General features: G+C 49.5%; 12 protein-coding genes. 7 read left to right on the forward strand and 5 right to left on the reverse strand.

Annotation, left to right across the window (positions count from 1 at the left end; all coding sequences use genetic code 11):
• Positions 1-36 precede the first annotated feature (36 nt).
• Positions 37-1,161 carry a DUF1343 domain-containing protein gene (locus MHM89_RS12790; protein WP_239409092.1) on the forward strand — a complete coding sequence of 375 codons (1,125 nt, stop codon included), beginning with the start codon at positions 37-39 and terminating at the stop codon, positions 1,159-1,161.
• Between the two features lie 87 nt (positions 1,162-1,248).
• Positions 1,249-2,022: a delta-class carbonic anhydrase gene (locus MHM89_RS12795; protein ID WP_239408977.1), complete on the forward strand. Its 774-nt coding sequence runs from the start codon at positions 1,249-1,251 to the stop codon at positions 2,020-2,022.
• On the opposite strand, the gene MHM89_RS12800 is transcribed toward MHM89_RS12795, so the two are convergent.
• Positions 2,019-2,864, reverse strand: a complete 846-nt coding sequence (locus tag MHM89_RS12800) for an SIS domain-containing protein (RefSeq protein ID WP_022946440.1) — start codon at positions 2,862-2,864, stop codon at positions 2,019-2,021. The genes MHM89_RS12795 and MHM89_RS12800 overlap by 4 nt on opposite strands.
• Before the next feature lie 319 nt (positions 2,865-3,183).
• Here MHM89_RS12800 and pbp4b point away from each other — a divergent pair, with 319 nt between their 5' ends.
• From pbp4b to MHM89_RS12815, 3 genes are all read left to right on the forward strand, one after another.
• Positions 3,184-5,628, forward strand: a complete 2,445-nt coding sequence (pbp4b, locus tag MHM89_RS12805; protein ID WP_239408978.1) for a penicillin binding protein PBP4B — start codon at positions 3,184-3,186, stop codon at positions 5,626-5,628.
• A gap of 232 nt (positions 5,629-5,860) precedes the next feature.
• Positions 5,861-6,304, forward strand: a complete 444-nt coding sequence (locus MHM89_RS12810) for a hypothetical protein (protein WP_239408979.1) — start codon at positions 5,861-5,863, stop codon at positions 6,302-6,304.
• Entirely contained in the window at positions 6,301-7,281 is a 981-nt protein-coding gene (locus MHM89_RS12815) for a hypothetical protein (protein WP_239408980.1), read from the forward strand. Before MHM89_RS12810 ends, MHM89_RS12815 begins: the two co-directional genes overlap by 4 nt.
• A gap of 44 nt (positions 7,282-7,325) precedes the next feature.
• Here MHM89_RS12815 and MHM89_RS12820 read toward each other — a convergent pair whose 3' ends face one another.
• Positions 7,326-10,349, reverse strand: a complete 3,024-nt coding sequence (locus tag MHM89_RS12820; protein ID WP_239408981.1) for a carboxypeptidase regulatory-like domain-containing protein — start codon at positions 10,347-10,349, stop codon at positions 7,326-7,328.
• Positions 10,350-10,617: 268 nt separating this feature from the next.
• On the reverse strand, positions 10,618-11,880 hold the full coding sequence (gene lysA, locus MHM89_RS12825) for a diaminopimelate decarboxylase (RefSeq protein ID WP_239408982.1): 1,263 nt from the start codon (positions 11,878-11,880) through the stop codon (positions 10,618-10,620).
• A gap of 91 nt (positions 11,881-11,971) precedes the next feature.
• On the opposite strand from lysA, the gene MHM89_RS12830 reads away from it, so the two are divergent.
• Complete coding sequence (locus MHM89_RS12830; protein WP_239408983.1) at positions 11,972-13,345, forward strand: Na+/H+ antiporter NhaC family protein; 1,374 nt, start codon at positions 11,972-11,974, stop codon at positions 13,343-13,345.
• 110 nt (positions 13,346-13,455) lie between these two features.
• The gene (locus tag MHM89_RS12835) at positions 13,456-13,962 is read left to right on the forward strand and encodes a DUF3087 domain-containing protein (RefSeq protein ID WP_022946447.1); all 507 of its coding nucleotides are present in this window, start codon (positions 13,456-13,458) and stop codon (positions 13,960-13,962) included.
• Positions 13,963-13,968: 6 nt separating this feature from the next.
• On the opposite strand, the gene MHM89_RS12840 is transcribed toward MHM89_RS12835, so the two are convergent.
• Together MHM89_RS12840 and MHM89_RS12845 are read right to left on the reverse strand one after the other, a co-directional pair.
• On the reverse strand, positions 13,969-14,667 hold the full coding sequence (locus MHM89_RS12840; RefSeq protein ID WP_239408984.1) for a manganese efflux pump: 699 nt from the start codon (positions 14,665-14,667) through the stop codon (positions 13,969-13,971).
• A complete protein-coding gene (locus MHM89_RS12845; protein ID WP_239409093.1) occupies positions 14,667-16,370 on the reverse strand; it encodes a hypothetical protein in 1,704 nt (567 codons plus the stop codon). The genes MHM89_RS12840 and MHM89_RS12845 overlap by 1 nt, the downstream gene beginning before the upstream one ends.
• Positions 16,371-16,394: the final 24 nt, after the last annotated feature.

The raw sequence follows: 16,394 nt of genomic DNA on the forward strand, positions 1-16,394 counted from the left end.
GCGTTGGCGCTGATACTGGCCTGCATCGTCGCGCTTATGGGCTGTGCGCAGACACACAAGGAGGACGGCGCAATTCGCGTGGGCGCTGAACAATTCGGCAAATATGCTCCCTTACTTGCAGGCAAGCGTGTTGGCCTGGTGGTTAATCAAACCTCGCGGGTACAAGACAGCCACTTGGTTGACTTTTTGCTGGCGCAGCAGGTAAATGTAACCACTATCTTCGCGCCTGAGCACGGCTTTCGTGGCGATCATGATGCCGGAGCCCATGTTCAATCTGGCATTGATGCGCGCACCGGTATTCCCATTGTTTCCATTTATGGCGCCAATAAGCAGCCTGCTGCGCAAGAGATGGCAGACATCGATGTGGTGGTGTTTGATATTCAAGATGTCGGGGTGCGATTTTACACCTATATCAGCTCCATGCACTATATGATGCAGGCCAGTGCTGATGCGGGGGCTGAGTTTATTGTTTTAGACCGGCCGAATCCGAATATTGCCTATGTTGATGGGCCCATTCTCGACCCTGACTTTCGCTCCTTTGTAGGTATGCATCCCATTCCCATTTTACATGGTATGACTGTGGGCGAGTTGGCACAGATGATTTTAGGAGAGGGCTGGCTGAACAGTGATGCGCAGCTACAGCTTAGTGTGGTGCCGGTGGCGCACTATAATCGCACTATGAAGTATTCGTTGCCCCTCAAGCCGAGTCCTAATTTGCCAAACGACCAAGCCGTTGGCTTGTATCCATCATTGTGTTTTTTCGAGGCGACCCCGGTGAGCATCGGCCGAGGCACTGACTTCCCATTTCAAGTGATGGGCCATGACAGTGTCGCATTAGGCGATTTTGCTTTTCGCCCCCGCAGCATTGTTGGCGCGGCGGCATCACCGAAGTTGCAGGGCAAGCTCGTCAAAGGAGTCGACTTGCGACAAAGCTCTGTGCGTGGTTTGGATTTGACGTGGTTGATTAGCGCTCAGCGGCAATTTGCGCAAGCGCAGCAGGTGCTATTTACCCGCCCTGACTTTATGGACAAACTTGCCGGTACCGATAAGTTGCGTCAGGCCATTACTGAGGGGCACAGTAGCGAACAAATAAAGCAAAGTTGGCAGCAACCTTTGCAGCAGTTTAAACGCCAGCGTGCTCCATACTTACTTTATCCTTGAATTTTTTACATATTCGTTGAGTTCTTGTACCTTTTTTAGGTTGGGCATGATACACAGTTGTTGGCAAACAATAACAAGGGATCAATCATGCCTAAACGCTTTCTATTGTTCATGGCCGCCGTTACCACGGCGCCCGTGTTCGCGGCGCAATGTGATTTGGCTGGGCCGCAGTCACCGCGCGATATTAACCTTAGCGAGGGGAGTAATCCGGTGCATTTTGCATCAGCTCCTAACTATAATGAGCTCAACCTTTGTAATATCCATTTCCATAAAAATGCTGAGCATCGCGCCGCAGCCTTTTCGGTGACTGCTCACTCCAGCCCAACAAACACTGGCTATCAGTGCCAATTGAGTAAAGCGCTTGCTGAGCACGAAAGAAAGCCATTGCTTACGCCGGCCTGTGATAATCTACAAAGTGGCGATACCATTGAGGTGCATTGGGTATATAGTTCGGCGCGGGTTTCCCCAGGGCCAGGCTTGGGTAGTTGCGTCAGTACCGCTAGCGCGAACCCCGATTTGCGCGTTGAAGCCCAAGTATTCACCCTGGTGAATGACACCGGTGCCTTAAACTTTACCGAGATGACGCGCATCGTCCAGCGTCACGGCCGTTACCAGAGCAATGAAATTCCACACGACAGTGGCGAGCCGGTGCGCTACCTCGGGTCCACCACAGGGCCCAGTTACTCGCAACATCAATGCTCGCCTTATCAGGTGAGCTGGTCGGTGCGTCCGGATTGTCTCAAGCTTGATATTCATAGCTTGGCTAAGTGGTGTGAGGAGAACCCCTTTAACGAGCATCAGGCGCACGGGGTGCGCCAGCTAGTGATTGATGCGCAGCAGTTATCAACGATTGATGATTAACTTTCGCGGAACGCTTTAACCACATCGTTAGAGTGTTCCAGCAACTTACGCCCTGGACGTGTGGCTTGCGTCAACGCGATAAAGACAATATCGATAACAAAGTCTTGCGCGGTACGCGCCAAAATCGACGATAAGCGAATAGACTCTTCCTCAGCGACGGAGTAAAGATTAACGGTGGCGCAATCGGCCACTGGGTTGGCGCCAAACTTAGTAACAGCGATCACCGGGCAGCCATTGGCTTTGGCCTGACTGGCTGCTTCTGCCACTTCGCGGGTTTTCCCGGACTCACTGATAGCGACGACTAAATCGTCTTTGCCTAGGGTTGATACGTAGGCCAGCTGTGCATGACCATCGGCATCGGCGATAGCGGCAATGCCAAGCTTTTGCAATTTAAAAGCAAAGTCTTTGGCCACCAATGCCGAGCCACCGAGGCCACATAAAGCCACACGCTTCGCGTTTTTTAACAAGCTGACCGCTTGTTCAACCGCTTCAGCCTCATTGAGGTTTTTAGTTTCACTCAGGACCGCCATTTTACTGCTGAGCAGCTTTTCTGCTATTTGCTCTAAGCTATCATTTAGGGTGATTTTACCGTGCAGCTTAGGTGCGGGTGTCTCGGTGTTTAGGGCATCAATTACCGCGAGCTTAAAGGCCGGAAAGCCTTTATAACCGAGCTTTTGAGCAAACTTCACAACGCTGGACTGACTAACACCAACCACCTTGGCCAGTTCAATAGAGGAGAGATCGCGAATGGCATTAGCAGAATTAAGGGTAAAGTCTGCTAATTTTGCTTCACTGCTAGAAAACGATTTACGCAGTGCTTTGATTTTTACAAATGTCGACATAAGAAGGTACTTTATTGTTAGATTATATTGGTGCAAATGAGCGCTTATGGGCTCATCGAATGCACACTTACAACGACGTTAATTACAGTGTAACCTGATATTCCTACACAAAGGAATAAATAATTTGATATACACTAGTACCTATATCTTTACCTTGGCAACGTTACAAACGGCCATAACCGAACATAATTTTAATGCTTGAATATTATTTTCATCTATTTTTAATTGAGTGAAATAAAATATTATTATACTGTGGTCATTATTTGTATTAACCCAGTGCCTAGGAGCAGGCGGGCTGCAAAACATAATGTAGGCTGATATGAATTTTCCATACTTTGATACGCCAATGCGAACGTACTTACTGCTGCTAATGTGCATGGCTTCCCTTAGTTGCGTTAACCACTACCCCATGAAGCCGTCACACAATTATTCAAAACGCATAAAGTTTTTGGTGATGCATTATACCGCCATTGATTATCAAAAGTCGGAGCGGGTATTGGTTGATGAAGGCGGGCTCAGTGCCCATTATCTGGTGCCACAAAGTGGCGATGCGAGTTATCAGCGCAGCGAGCTTGAGGTGGTGCAATTGGTGGCTGAGCAAGATAGAGCTTGGCATGCCGGTAACAGTTTTTGGCAAGGTCGCAGCGATTTAAACGATCATTCCATTGGTATTGAAGTGGTGAATGTACCGCGCTGTGCTGCGGCTGAGCGCACCGCCAAGGCCGCAGCAGGGCAAGAGCAAAAGCTATGCATGTACCCCGATTACGACCCACAACAGGTGCAGTTATTGATTGCCCTGAGCCAAGATATTCTTGCCCGTAACCCGGATATTGGACCAACACAAGTTGTCGGTCACTCCGATATTGCGCCTGGGCGCAAAAGCGACCCAGGCCCGCGCTTCCCTTGGTATCAATTATATAAAGCCGGCGTCGGCGCTTGGTACAAACAAGCGGATGTCGAGCATTATTGGCAGCACTTCAGTACCGCAGCGCCGACGACCGGCTTGATGCAGCAAGCACTGCGTGATTATGGCTATGGTGTTGACGTTAGCGGCCAGCTAGATAGAAAAACGGTAGCAGTTATCAAAGCCTTCCAGGCTCACTTTTTGCCGTGGCAGGTGCATGGCCAAGCGGATGGCAAAACCGCAGCGGTGTTGTTTGCCTTATTACACCGCTATAAGCCGGATAAAGCCCAAGCACGTTTTCGTGACTATCAGGCCTTGAATACAGCGCAGCCAGCAGCCAGTAAACGTTTGGGTCATGAGCAGCTATTGGCGAGCTATCCCGCAAAGGCGCTGAGCTCGCGAAAAGATGTCAACAACAAGTACCGCTTTAAGGCGTACCAAGGCCGTGGCGAGATCATTATTGATAACGTGAATGCCGTTGCTGCTGAGCTTGTCGTCAATGGCCAAACTCTGAATATCGCAAAGCCGCTAACGGCGGATACCCAATACCGTTATTCGCTTAGTAAGCGCACCCGCACCGGGGTGAATAGTTTGCATATTAAGTCGGTAACACCAGAAGATGCGCAACTGCATATTCGTATTCCTGCGCCGGTGTTAACGCAGCGCTCAACACCTAAACGTTTCGAACAGGTTGATGCGCTGATTAATGCTGAAATTGAGCAAGGGTTTCCCGGAGCCGTGTTGGCGGTCGTGCACCAAGGGGAATTGGTTAAGCTTTCGGCTTACGGTGAGGCGCGTAAATATCATGATGGCGGCGAGTTGATGGCCACGCCGCAGCCCATGCAAACTGATACCTTGTTTGATATTGCCTCGAACACGAAAATGTTTGCCACCAACCTGGCGTTGATGCATTTGGTATCGCAAGGGCGCTTGGATGTCTCATTGCCGGTGAGCTTTTATTTGCCCGAATATCGCGGTCAAGGGCGGGAGTTACGGCTAGTCAGTGATTTACTCGAACACAGCGCTGGCTACCCTGCCGTGGTGGACTTTCACCGTCGTGATAACCAGCTTGGCGAGCAATTCTATTCGATTAGTAGCGATTGGACCAAGCAGCTTATTGTCCAAGGAGTGCCTTTCACGGCGATGCGCAAGCAACGCCACCTGTACAGTGATATTGACTATATCTTGTTAGGGTTGCTGGTGGAACGTATCAGCGGTATGCCCTTAGATGCATATGTTGAAAGCCGGCTCTATGCGCCCCTTGGGATCACCTCAATGATGTTTAACCCGCTGCAAAAAGGGGTGTTAGCACAGCAAATTGCAGCCACCGAAATTCAGGGAAATACGCGGGGTGGGCGGGTGCACTTCGAGGGCGTGCGCGATTACGTATTACAAGGTGAGGTGCATGATGAAAAAGCTTTCTACTCACTTGCTGGGGTCGCAGGCCATGCTGGGCTATTCGCCGATGCCAAAAGCCTAGCGCAATTGTGTCAGCTACTGCTGAATCGCGGCACTTACGGTGAAAAACAACTATTTACTGCGTCGGTGCTGGATCAGTTTACTAAACCGAGTAGGAGCGACGAAAGTTATGGCTTGGGTTGGCGCCGAGCGGGAAATGGCGCGCGTAAATGGCACTTTGGCCCTTATGCCAGTGCGCAAGCGTATGGACACACAGGCTGGACAGGCACAGTTACGGTTATCGACCCAGAGTATGATTTAGCCATAGTGCTGCTGACCAATGCCCGGCATAGCCCGGTGATGGGCACTGAGCAGCAGTATCAATTTGAGGGTAAACAGTTTGAGACCGGCCAATATGGTTCGGTGGTCACTCGCGTTTACGAGGCTATACTTGGATTGTAGTGAACTTCAACGACTAACACAGGATGCCCCTGCCAGGGCACCTGACCCAAATGGCATCGTTTAGGTGCCATTTTCTTTTTCCTATAGCACCGCAGTCATTTGCTAATTCAATGCATTCGTTATTAAATAACTGGCTAATTATTTTACTTACCCAAGGAAGAGACATGCCGATTAGGATTGCATGTAAGTCCAGTCCGCTCGCTATTTATGAGCCGCGTGAGTTGGAGATAGGATGACTAAACTTTCACACTGGCTGTTATTAATGTTGCCGCTGTTCGCGCACGGCGCAGAGCTGCGCCCCTTTACCACTGATGGTTGTAGCTTGTTCCCCGATGGTACCCTAACAAACAGCGTTAAGTGGCAGCATTGTTGTATTAGCCATGACTTGGCCTATTGGCAGGGTGGAACTCAGACACAGCGCGATGCCGCCGATGCTGCATTAGCGCAGTGTGTGCGCGATTTAGATGAGCCTGCAATCGCTACTTTGATGCATATCGGCGTTCAGCTCGGTGGTGGGCCACTTTATCCAACTTGGTATCGCTGGGGCTATGGCTGGCCTTATGCTCGCAGCTATGGAGCATTAACGATTGACGAACAACAGCAGGTGCAAAAGCGATTGGCAGAGTTAGTGCCTGACTCACTGTCTAGTGATCCTTCCGATGAGGAGCGACCATGACCGAGAAACTTGCACGGCATTTGGGGATTGTTCTGGGCGCTCTGTATGGCCTTGGCTTTCGGCTGTTATGGGAAGTAGAAGCGCTACAATCATTGGGGAGTTTGGTGACCCTGTCGTTTATGTTCTTAGTCCCTTTTGTGATCGGGTTTATTCGTATTTATTGTCAATGTAGGGTCACTCCTTCGCTATCTTATGCAAAAATGATTACCCTAGCGTGGCAGCCTATTTTTGTATTTTTATTAGTCAGTGTCGTGACCTTATTGGAAGGCAGTATTTGCGTGGCCATGGCGTTACCCGCGTTTATGTTATGCGCGAGCCTAGGCGGATTGGCGGCAGGGTTATGTGTGCGCTTGATGCATCGTAAAAAGCGTGGCGCCTTATTCAGCATCGTCGTTTTACCTGTGATTGTTGCCCCGCTAGAGTTGCACTTTTTAACTAGTTCAGCCACCTATGTGATTGAAGACAGTATTGATATTAACGCTCCAGCGGCAGCGGTTTGGCGACAACTGGCAACGGTATCAACGATTGAGAGTAATGAGTTACCCACCACCTTCGCATCATTCATTGGCGTACCTAAGCCCATCGCCGCTGATATGTCTGGTCAAGGTGTGGGCGCTGTGCGTACCAGTCACTGGCAAAAGCAGGTGCAATTTAATGAAGTGATCACTTCGTGGATCGAAAATCAGCAAATGACCTATCGTTTTGATATTGACCCAGAGCGTATCCCTGATAACGCCTTGGATAAACATGTAAAACTTGGTGGCGAGTACTTTGCCCCACTTGATGGTGGTTATTTTATAGAAGTACTTGATAGTGAAAGAAGTCGTTTAACGTTACGAACTCGCGTTGAAGACAACACTCATTTTGGCCTGTATTCGCGCCTATGGGGAGAAGTCATTTTTCATGATTTTCATACTTCATTGCTACAGCTTATGAAAACCAGAGCGCAAGCTGATTTTGCTGAACATCAAAGCTAAAAAAAGCGCCGCAGGCGGCGCTTTAAGTGGTTGCTGGGGGGAGCTTAGAACTCGACTTTGACCGACAGTTGAACTCGGCGAGGGCTATAGTATTGGCGCGGCTCAGCGAAGTTTTCGTCATCAAAATAGGGGTTGTTGTTATACCCAGTTTGACGGTCAAAAACATTGAAAATATCGGCGCGAAATTGCATCGCCACATCGTTATACACCGTGAATTCTTGAGTGTAATTGAGGTCTAACTGCCAATGACTGGCGCTACGGCGACTGCCGGCGGGCTCGGCATAGCGGCTGGTATCACTAGCATAGCCGTAGGGGGTGCCATGCCACTTTTCCCAAGGCTTACCGGATTGAAACACAAAGTAGGCACCGACGTTCGCATCCCAAGGGGTGGTGTAATAGCCGTAGACTTTAAATAAGTGTGGCTTATCCCCGGCTAGGGTGCCATAGCGGTAATCCCAAGGGTAACGGCCGCGACCGTCACCATAAAATGACGAACCGACGAAGTTATTGGCATCGTTGGTCGCTGTGGTGTTGTCTTGGTCAAAATTACCGTAGTAATGACTCCACACATAGGAGGCGTTGACATAGGTGTTATCGCCCATGTATTCAGCTTCAAGGCTGGCTTCCCAGTATTTAGTTTCGCCTCCCGGCACTTCGGCGATAACATAAGAAGAGCCACCAATTTCCTCGCGAATGGCATCGAGGTTATCAATGAAGAGTCCTTGCTCGGCGATATCGGCAGGAATACCTGGCACATCAAGGCCACTGTAATCGGTTAATCTGGCGTTATTGGGCATATCTTCCCAAAAGTGCATGCCTCGGCGGTGACGCACATGGGCGCGTACCACCAAGTCACTGCCAATGTATTTGGTTGTGCCCACGGTGAACTCATTAATACGCCGTGGTTTTAAGCCTTTCTCGAACGCTTTACCTGATGAGCCACCGCGTGGCTCGGCATAAATAATATTGCCATTGCTATCGAATTCGATTTCTTGCTCGCCACGGGTATTACGGTCCCACGATGCAGCACGAGCCAGTGAGCTAGTATCGGGGTTATACATGGCAAAGTTGGCAAATACCGAGTCTTCGCCTGCATAATGCCACGTGACGCCGAGGCGGGGTTGCACCATATCGGCCCAGTCGGTCTGGTACATTTGATATTTATTACCCGGGGCTAATTCATACCCAGAAACCGTTCCTGACTTTGCTCTTAACCCTTGGCCATAGTAGGTATCTTGGCTGAACATAACGCCAATGTTGTAGGTCCAATCGCCGATTTCAATGGTATCGTTAATTTCAAAGTTAAGGGTTTCGGTGCTTGAGATAATAGATGGCACCGTATCGCCTTGGTTATCAACTAGGCTCATTTGCTCAACGAAGGCGCGGTAAATCACCGGTGTGCTACTGCCTTGCTCTAAGCTTTCGTCCAAGCCGCCAACGTACTCTATACGGCCCCAACCGTTTGATAAGCGAGTGAGCACTTCCTCACCTTCAGACCATTGGCCACCGAAGTGCAGAGTGTGATAGCTGTCGCCCCAACTAAATTCATGGTCGAGGGCGAGCTCGAAGGAGTCGCGGTAGAAGTCTTGGCTATCATAGCGATAATACGCACCAACACCGCCGCCGCCTTTTTTGACACCATTTTCGCTGTATCCATATTGTTCAATAAGCGTATTCGCGGCACTATTAAAAGCGGCTATTTGCTCTGCGGTGTAGCCTGAGTCAGCATCCAGTGGTGTGGGGACACTAAAGTAACCCATTTGCTCAAGGTTATTGATATCGAGTTGCGCCGATAGCGAAGGCTGCACGCTAAGTTCAGTATCAGGGCGTGAGCCGCTTTCTAGCTCAAATTTACTGTATTGAAACGAGAGAGTGGTGGCCGAGCCGACCAGCCACGAGCCATCGACAGTGAAAATATCTTGGTCGGCTTGCCCGCCCACCGAGACGCTGTCGGCTTCAAACTGACCGATGGAGTCGCCCTCAAGGGTTTTCTCTGACATCCGCTGCGAGATATTAAACAGCAAGTCGTCAGTGGGGGCCCAGGTCAGCTTGCCAAAGTACTCATCGCGCACGCTCTTATAATTTTTGACCTCGCCATAAGCAGTGCCCTTGTTGGTACGCTCTTCCTCCGGGCGGTAGTAAGAAGTGTAGAAATACAGTGTATCTTCAATCAGCGGGCCGCCTAGGCTGGCTGTCAGCCAGCTTTTATCGAGCTCATAACTTTCCTCACCAACAGGGCTTGCTACGAGGCTTTTGGGCTGCACTTTATATTCTACGCCACCGCGAAATTCGTCGGTGCCAGATTTCGACACGGTATTGATAGCAAAGCCCCCGGAGCGGTTAAAATCCACAGCCTTAGCGCCGCCGCGATCCATGGTTACGTACTCAATATCATGCGTCGAGGGCTCGGAGGCGAGGTTGCCGAACATCGGCAATGAGACATTGACGCCGTCGAAACCATAAGAGTTATCGACCCCAGACCCGCCAGCTGAGGGGCCAAGGATGGAGTTTTCAGAAAGCTCGACACCGGGGACCAATTTCAGTAGATCGCGATAATCTTGGCCGATGGGGACGCCTTCAATGGCGCTTTCTCCTAAGGAGTTGGTTAACGATGAATTACCCTGGCGGTATAGCCGGCTGCCAGTAACGGTGATCACTTCGGTGTTGCTGCCGGTCATGCTTAGCGCCACATCCACCTTTGAGGTTTGCTCCAAGAGCACTTGTACCGTCATACGCTGACTGGCACCGTCTTTATTGGTAAAGGTCAGCTCGTAAGTACCCGGTTTGAGTTGCGGGAGGTCATAGCTACCATCTGCTCGGGTTACGGCTCGTCGTGGTTTTGGCATGACGTTACTGGTGGCGATGACTGTGACTCCGGCCATGGATTGGTCGGTTTGCTCGGCAATCACCTTGCCTTTGATGCCACCGGTGAGCGCCGCCAGCGCTGGGGCGCTAACAAAGGCTGCAGCGATTAAAGTGGAGGTGAGTGCCGTTTTTGGTGCCCGCAGCGCCAGGCCAGTAGCCTGTGTTAACGCGCTAAGGCTAAACCCGGATGTGATCTGTTTCATTGTATCCCCGTCCTTATAATAAATTATTTATCGGTTGGACTTTTTACCCTGTGATGTATAAGAGCAACGTCAAATGTTGCTTAACTATTAAACAAGTGTTGCTATCATTAATCAAGAATAAAATTTTCTAACCATTCTTAAAAGTGAAAATAAAATATATAAAAGGAGTCGCGCTTAAGCACCTGAGATGCCCCTGGGCTTCTGTAGGTTATCTATATAAAAGTTATAAGTATGAATTGATTAGAGCCAAGTAGGCTTGGCTCTAAGGCTATAACCAAGAGGGCAGGGAATCCATGGCAATAAGAGTATCGTAATCGATACGCTCGCGAATAATACTGTATTGATCATCCTTTACCAGTACTTCTGGAGCATTAAGGCGGGAATTGTAATGTGAGGCCATCACTGCACCATAGGCGCCTGCGCCCATAATCGCTACCAAATCGCCACTTTGGCACTGGCCAATGGTGCGGCCTTTGGCAAAAGTGTCCCCCGTTTCACACACCGGACCGACAATATCATAAGTGACCTTTTGCGTTTGCTCGGTGACCGTGACAATGTGATGATAGGCATCGTACATACTGGGGCGAATAAGGTCATTCATGGCCGCATCTAAAATTAAAAAGTGACGCTGTTGTCCGGTTTTCACATACTCAACGCGTGACACTAACACCCCGGCATTGCCAAGTATTGAACGCCCCGGCTCGACGATGATTTTGCAACCAAGGTGGCCTAAATGGGCTTTGGCAAAGCTAGCATAGGTGGTGATATCTGGCTCTTGGGATTGCTCTCCATAGTTGATCCCGAGCCCGCCGCCAATATCGATGACCTGAATATCAATACCGTGATGCTGCAAGCTTGTCACCAGGTCAGCAACTTTACTAAAGGCTTGGTCAAACGGGGTCAGCTCGGTTAACTGCGAGCCGATATGCACGTCAACACCACTCACCTCGATGCCCGGCAGATTGGCGGCCCGTTGATACAGTGCAGGGGCTAAGTCGATGGCGATACCGAATTTATTCTCGGCCATTCCCGTGGTGATTTTGGCATGGGTCTTGGCTTCAACATCCGGGTTAACACGAATCGAGACCCGCGCGCGTTTGCCCATGCTTTGCGCTTGTTCGCTGATGCGCATCAGCTCTGGTTCGGACTCTACGTTGAACTGTAAAATGTCCTGTGCCAAAGCGTAGCGTATTTCGGCAACACTTTTGCCTACGCCGGCAAAGACGATTTTATCAGCGCTGATTCCGGCGGCTAGGGCACGCCGTATTTCGCCTTCAGAGACGGTGTCGGCACCGGCGCCTAAACGCGCTAAGGTCGCCAATATTGCCTGATTGGAGTTGGCTTTTACGGCATAACAAATTAAGCTATCCAACCCTGCAAATGCGTCACTGTAGCGCTGGTAATTGCTGGCAATCGCTTTACTGGAATAACAGTAAAAGGGCGTTGGCACCTGCTGAGCAAGCGCTTCTATAGCAAGGCCTTCGACTTGCATTTGCTGACCCACGTAGGGGAAGTAGGGAAGTGGATGCATAACTAAAAAATTACAGTAAATTTAAAATTAATTGAATAATCTATGCTCATTTGCAAGACTATTCAAGCTTTATAAGAACAAGGATAACAACATGTCTTGGTATTCCATTTTGCCGCCATTGATTGCCATTGCAATCGTATTCTGGCGCAAAGAGGTCATAATGGCGCTGTTAGTCGCGGTGGCCTCTTCGGAGTTTTTGCTTGCACTCCAGGGTGACGGTAACACACTTTTCTTCACTTTTATTAATACTATAGAACGTGTGGTGGCAACGGCGTCCTCTGCGGGGAATAGTCGCGTGCTGTTATTCAGTATTCTTATCGGTGCACTGCTTGCCTACATTCGCGAGTCTGGCGGGGTGGCGGCAACAGTAAACCTGTTAATAGGCAAAGGAGTGGCAAAGTCAAAGCGGCAGGTGGGCTTTTTAACGATGTTTTCCGGTATTGCCGTATTTATCGAGTCAAACCTCAGTGTATTAACTGCGGGGATCCTCTCACGCGGCCTATTCGATAAATTTAAAATGAGCCGAGCGCGTCTGGCCTATATTATTGATAGCACCAGTGCTCCAGTGTGTATCTTAATCCTGCTTAATGGCTGGGGCGCTTATGTGCTTGGACTGTTAGAAAACTATGAGCTGGAGCAGTCTGCGGTGTCTATCTTATGGGGCAGCATTGGTTATAACTTTTATGCCATTATCGCCTTATTGATCGTGGCCTACACTATCGCCTTCGATAAAGTACACGGACCAATGAAAGTGGCCGAGCAAAAGCTGGAGCGACTAGAGGTTAACGAAACAGCGGACAAAGGCACTAAAGCACGCTTTATGCTGGTGCCCTTGGCGACATTGATAGTTTCTATGGTTGGTTTTATGTTCTGGACTGGTAACGGTGATATTGCCAGTGGCAGCGGCTCGAAATCGGTGTTGTATGCGACTATTTTAGCCTGTGTTGTTGCTTATTTCTTACTGAGTGCAAACCGCCAATTCAGCCATCACCAATTGGTGGACATGGGCTTTAAAGGCATGGGCGAGCTATTGCCATTGGTGGCGATTGTTTTGCTATCGATGACCTTGGGCGCGAGTTTAAAAGAGCTCGGTACAGGGGTGTTTGTTGCTTCATTGGTAGGCGATTACCTGCCGTTGGTATTGGTGGTGCCAATGCTGTTTGTAACCGGCGCGGTGATCTCCTTTACCACCGGCACCTCGTGGGGCACCTTTGCTATTTTAATACCCATAGGTGTGCCGCTGATCCAAGCGTTAGGATTACCACCTTCACTGGTGATAGCCGCTATTTTAGGGGGTGGCGTGTTCGGCGATCACTGCTCGCCAATTTCTGATACCAGTGCGGTGTCTGCCATTGCTTCGGGCTCCGATCTGCTTACTCACGTAAAAACGCAAATGCCTTATGCTTTATTCGGCGGTGCATTAACTTTTATTGCATACCTATTGGTGAGTTTCATCGTTATTTAACAACTAGGCCCATAGCCGATGACTGTGGGCCAGTGTTTATCCATAAGTGATAGTACTTTGCTCGCAGCGCTTGCTATAATCGCTGCGTTTTTATATCTGTGGTTGCCCTTATGAAGTTACAGCAAATCGATAAAGCGCGTTATAGAAAGCATTTAAACCGAGTTTTAGCTGCCTGTATTGGTGCCTTGGTCTTGGGGAGTCTCGGCATTGCGCGATTACTGATTATCGCTTTTCCCAGTGCATCCGGCAGTCATTTTCACTGGAACTTGCTCGGCGTGATTATCACCTGTGCGGCCATTGCCTTGGTGCTTAAACGTGTGCAACACCACCCGTATTTGCGAGAAGTGCTTTATGTATGGCATTTAAAACAGGCGCTGAATCAGATCACGCGCCGCCTGCGTAAAATTAAGGCGGCGGCGGAGCAAGGCAATGTCGAGGCCATGCATGCCTTGCAGTTCAGTTACTCTGGTTCGCGCCAGCTTTGGCAACTTGACGATAACACCATCACCATGGACGAATTAGCACTGGAGCAGGCCAAACTTGACACCTTAGCCGAACGTTACCAAGTTGAGCCCAGCGCGGAGCGTTATCATAGCAGCACCCTTAAGCAATTTTAAGCTTGGCTAAGCACACTTAGGTGTGCCTGCTTGGCCTACCTTGCGAAGCGCTAATAGCAGTGCGTTAATAATCGCACACAGTGCCCAAATAGCCCACCAAGGGGTATCCCAAGCAAAGGTATAGCGCAGCAAAGCCAGTACCGCGAAATAGCTAATCACCGAATACTGTAACCACAGGCCAAATTGTTGGCTGAAGTGCGTTGGCGCATAAAGCACAGTTTTGCGGCCAAGGTGTAAGCTAGCGACTGCCAAGAGCGCGACCACCAGACCCACTATCACAAATGACAACCACACCATCCACTGCGCCCAGTCGATAACTTGTGCAGATTTAGCCGGCCCCGACCATAGTGCATCCCAACTAACGGTAACGATCAGTGCCGCACTCAGTAATTTGGGGTCTATACTAGGAGCGTGCTCGCTATTGCTGCGATACTCACAGATCAAGTAATAACCTACAAATATGAATGCGATAATTCCGACAATTGGAGTGAGTAAGGGGACTTGCTGCACGCTAAAATAAGCCGCGAGGTAACCAAGCATAGGAAACACCGTATGTGTTAGTGTGACCCCCGCTATCCAAGTGAATACACTACGCCGACTCGTGAGCTGCTTGGCTTGGGTTAGGGTGGCGATGGCGACATCAGCACCAATCCCTAAGCCCATGAGCAGACTTGCTAATACAAAAGCTTCTATGGGTGTGCCCATCACTCACTCTCCTGAACAGTGGACGTGCGGGCTTCATCGCGTCGCTGAGCATGCTCCCAGTCTAGGCGCATATCCCATACGTACCGATGTTGCTCTTCGAGTGGCGCCTGGGATTCATCTACTTGCTGTAATACGTTAGTGGCCTTGGCAATGGTTGCATCACGGCCAAATAAATAGCTCTGCTCAGCGACAATTGTGCGATACGCTTTATTTAGGTCCAGTGCTCGGCGCGGTGAGGGAGTGATCAACTCGTAAATACTGTCGATGGCTGTCACCTTAGCTTTATTCACACTGCCATCTGAGTTGAACCAACGTCGCAGCATTTCTTTGTTCTGTCGGAACTCATCGCCACCTCCCACTCGTTGAAGGTAAGTTAAAAACTCGCCTTGGGTTTCACCAATGTTGGGTGCATCGTGCATACTTGCCAAGTTTATATAGCCCCAACCTTCTCGTCCTGTGACTTTGCGTGGAAAGGAAAAGGTTTGATCAAACGTCGCTCCCACGGTTTTATGGCAGCCGTTGCAAAATGCCATTTCCTGGATATCTTGGTGGCGTAGTTGTCCTTGCTCATCTTCGATATAGCCATTAATGGTCCACCCAAACATATTATTAATGCCTTTATCACCTAATGGTCGAGTGCGTGGCAACTTTTCGAAATGCTTCTCTTTCGCCTCACTGTAATAGAAAGAGGCCAAGCGTGCTTTTGATTTAAAGTTGTGTTTGCGCATGTAGCGTACTTCTTTCATGCGTGGTGCATTATAAATACGCCCTTGTGGGTCCACGCCAATGTAACGCACGGTGTGCAAAAACTCAGTATCTTGAGGGTAGAGCTGGTAAGCCAACTCGATATTTTGGGCATCGCCTAAGTAGTGACTGCGTTTGCTAATAGCGTGTATTTGCTTTTCGAGTCGGTTGTTGCCGTTAAGATCTACACCGATCGCTTGCTCGGAGATAGAAGGCGTACTCAATTGCTCTAAGCCCTTAATGGCCATCTCCACTAAGCTGAGGTTGGCAATGTATACATCTTGATTATATTGCCCGTTAAGTTCACGAAAGGGGGCACCAAGGCGGATCATCACATCACCGGTGGAGCCGTTGGTGGGCCAAAAGGTGCTAGGGAAGGGTTTATAATTAAACGCAACCCAGTGGCTCTTGTCGCGAGCAAAACCAAGCTCATCAAAGGCTTGCTGCGGATAAGCAAGGTTTTGAATATGCGCTATTTCACCTTGCCACTCGCTGTCTGCCAGCAGTTTTTCAATAAATGGCGAATAGTTATCTTCGTTTACCCACTGCTTTATTTCTTCATCGGAAATAGATGCGATCATCTCACTGCGATCAATAAATAAATTACGCCAATGATTCTTCATTCCCAAATCCGAGAACTGGTATTCACCTTGCAGATTACCATCATTCATTTGGTTCGGACGTTTGCTGTCTTGGCGGTCTGTCTGATGACAGGCGTAGCAAGGATTATGTTTACCTTGTGTTTTAGTGTAGCACTGCGGCGGGATCACCGACTCAGGGTTATACACTGCACCATGCTCTAAATAGGCGGTTGCAGGAATTTGCTCTGTGGGTTGGTAGGCAAAGTCTGCGCCCTCACTGGTAGTTGTGGTCGTTAATAATGGTTGCGTACGCTGTTGTTCCGAGCATGCACACAGCAAAACAGCCAGTGCAAGGGCCAGCGCCGAGTTAAGTTTCATCATAATAGCACACCGATGGGAAGT

It is taken from the genome of Pseudoalteromonas sp. CNC9-20 (genome assembly GCF_022347875.1).
Lineage (GTDB): Bacteria > Pseudomonadota > Gammaproteobacteria > Enterobacterales > Alteromonadaceae > Pseudoalteromonas > Pseudoalteromonas ruthenica.

Excerpts from the sequence above, each read along its gene's own strand:
- MHM89_RS12790 (WP_239409092.1), top strand. The coding sequence starts at position 37 with ATGGGCTGTGCGCAGACACACAAGGAGGACGGCGCAATTCGCGTGGGC.
- MHM89_RS12795 (WP_239408977.1), top strand. The coding sequence starts at position 1,249 with ATGCCTAAACGCTTTCTATTGTTCATGGCCGCCGTTACCACGGCGCCC.
- MHM89_RS12800 (WP_022946440.1), bottom strand. The coding sequence starts at position 2,864 with ATGTCGACATTTGTAAAAATCAAAGCACTGCGTAAATCGTTTTCTAGC.
- pbp4b (WP_239408978.1), top strand. The coding sequence starts at position 3,184 with ATGAATTTTCCATACTTTGATACGCCAATGCGAACGTACTTACTGCTG.
- MHM89_RS12810 (WP_239408979.1), top strand. The coding sequence starts at position 5,861 with ATGACTAAACTTTCACACTGGCTGTTATTAATGTTGCCGCTGTTCGCG.
- MHM89_RS12815 (WP_239408980.1), top strand. The coding sequence starts at position 6,301 with ATGACCGAGAAACTTGCACGGCATTTGGGGATTGTTCTGGGCGCTCTG.
- MHM89_RS12820 (WP_239408981.1), bottom strand. The coding sequence starts at position 10,349 with ATGAAACAGATCACATCCGGGTTTAGCCTTAGCGCGTTAACACAGGCT.
- lysA (WP_239408982.1), bottom strand. The coding sequence starts at position 11,880 with ATGCATCCACTTCCCTACTTCCCCTACGTGGGTCAGCAAATGCAAGTC.
- MHM89_RS12830 (WP_239408983.1), top strand. The coding sequence starts at position 11,972 with ATGTCTTGGTATTCCATTTTGCCGCCATTGATTGCCATTGCAATCGTA.
- MHM89_RS12835 (WP_022946447.1), top strand. The coding sequence starts at position 13,456 with ATGAAGTTACAGCAAATCGATAAAGCGCGTTATAGAAAGCATTTAAAC.
- MHM89_RS12840 (WP_239408984.1), bottom strand. The coding sequence starts at position 14,667 with ATGGGCACACCCATAGAAGCTTTTGTATTAGCAAGTCTGCTCATGGGC.
- MHM89_RS12845 (WP_239409093.1), bottom strand. The coding sequence starts at position 16,370 with ATGAAACTTAACTCGGCGCTGGCCCTTGCACTGGCTGTTTTGCTGTGT.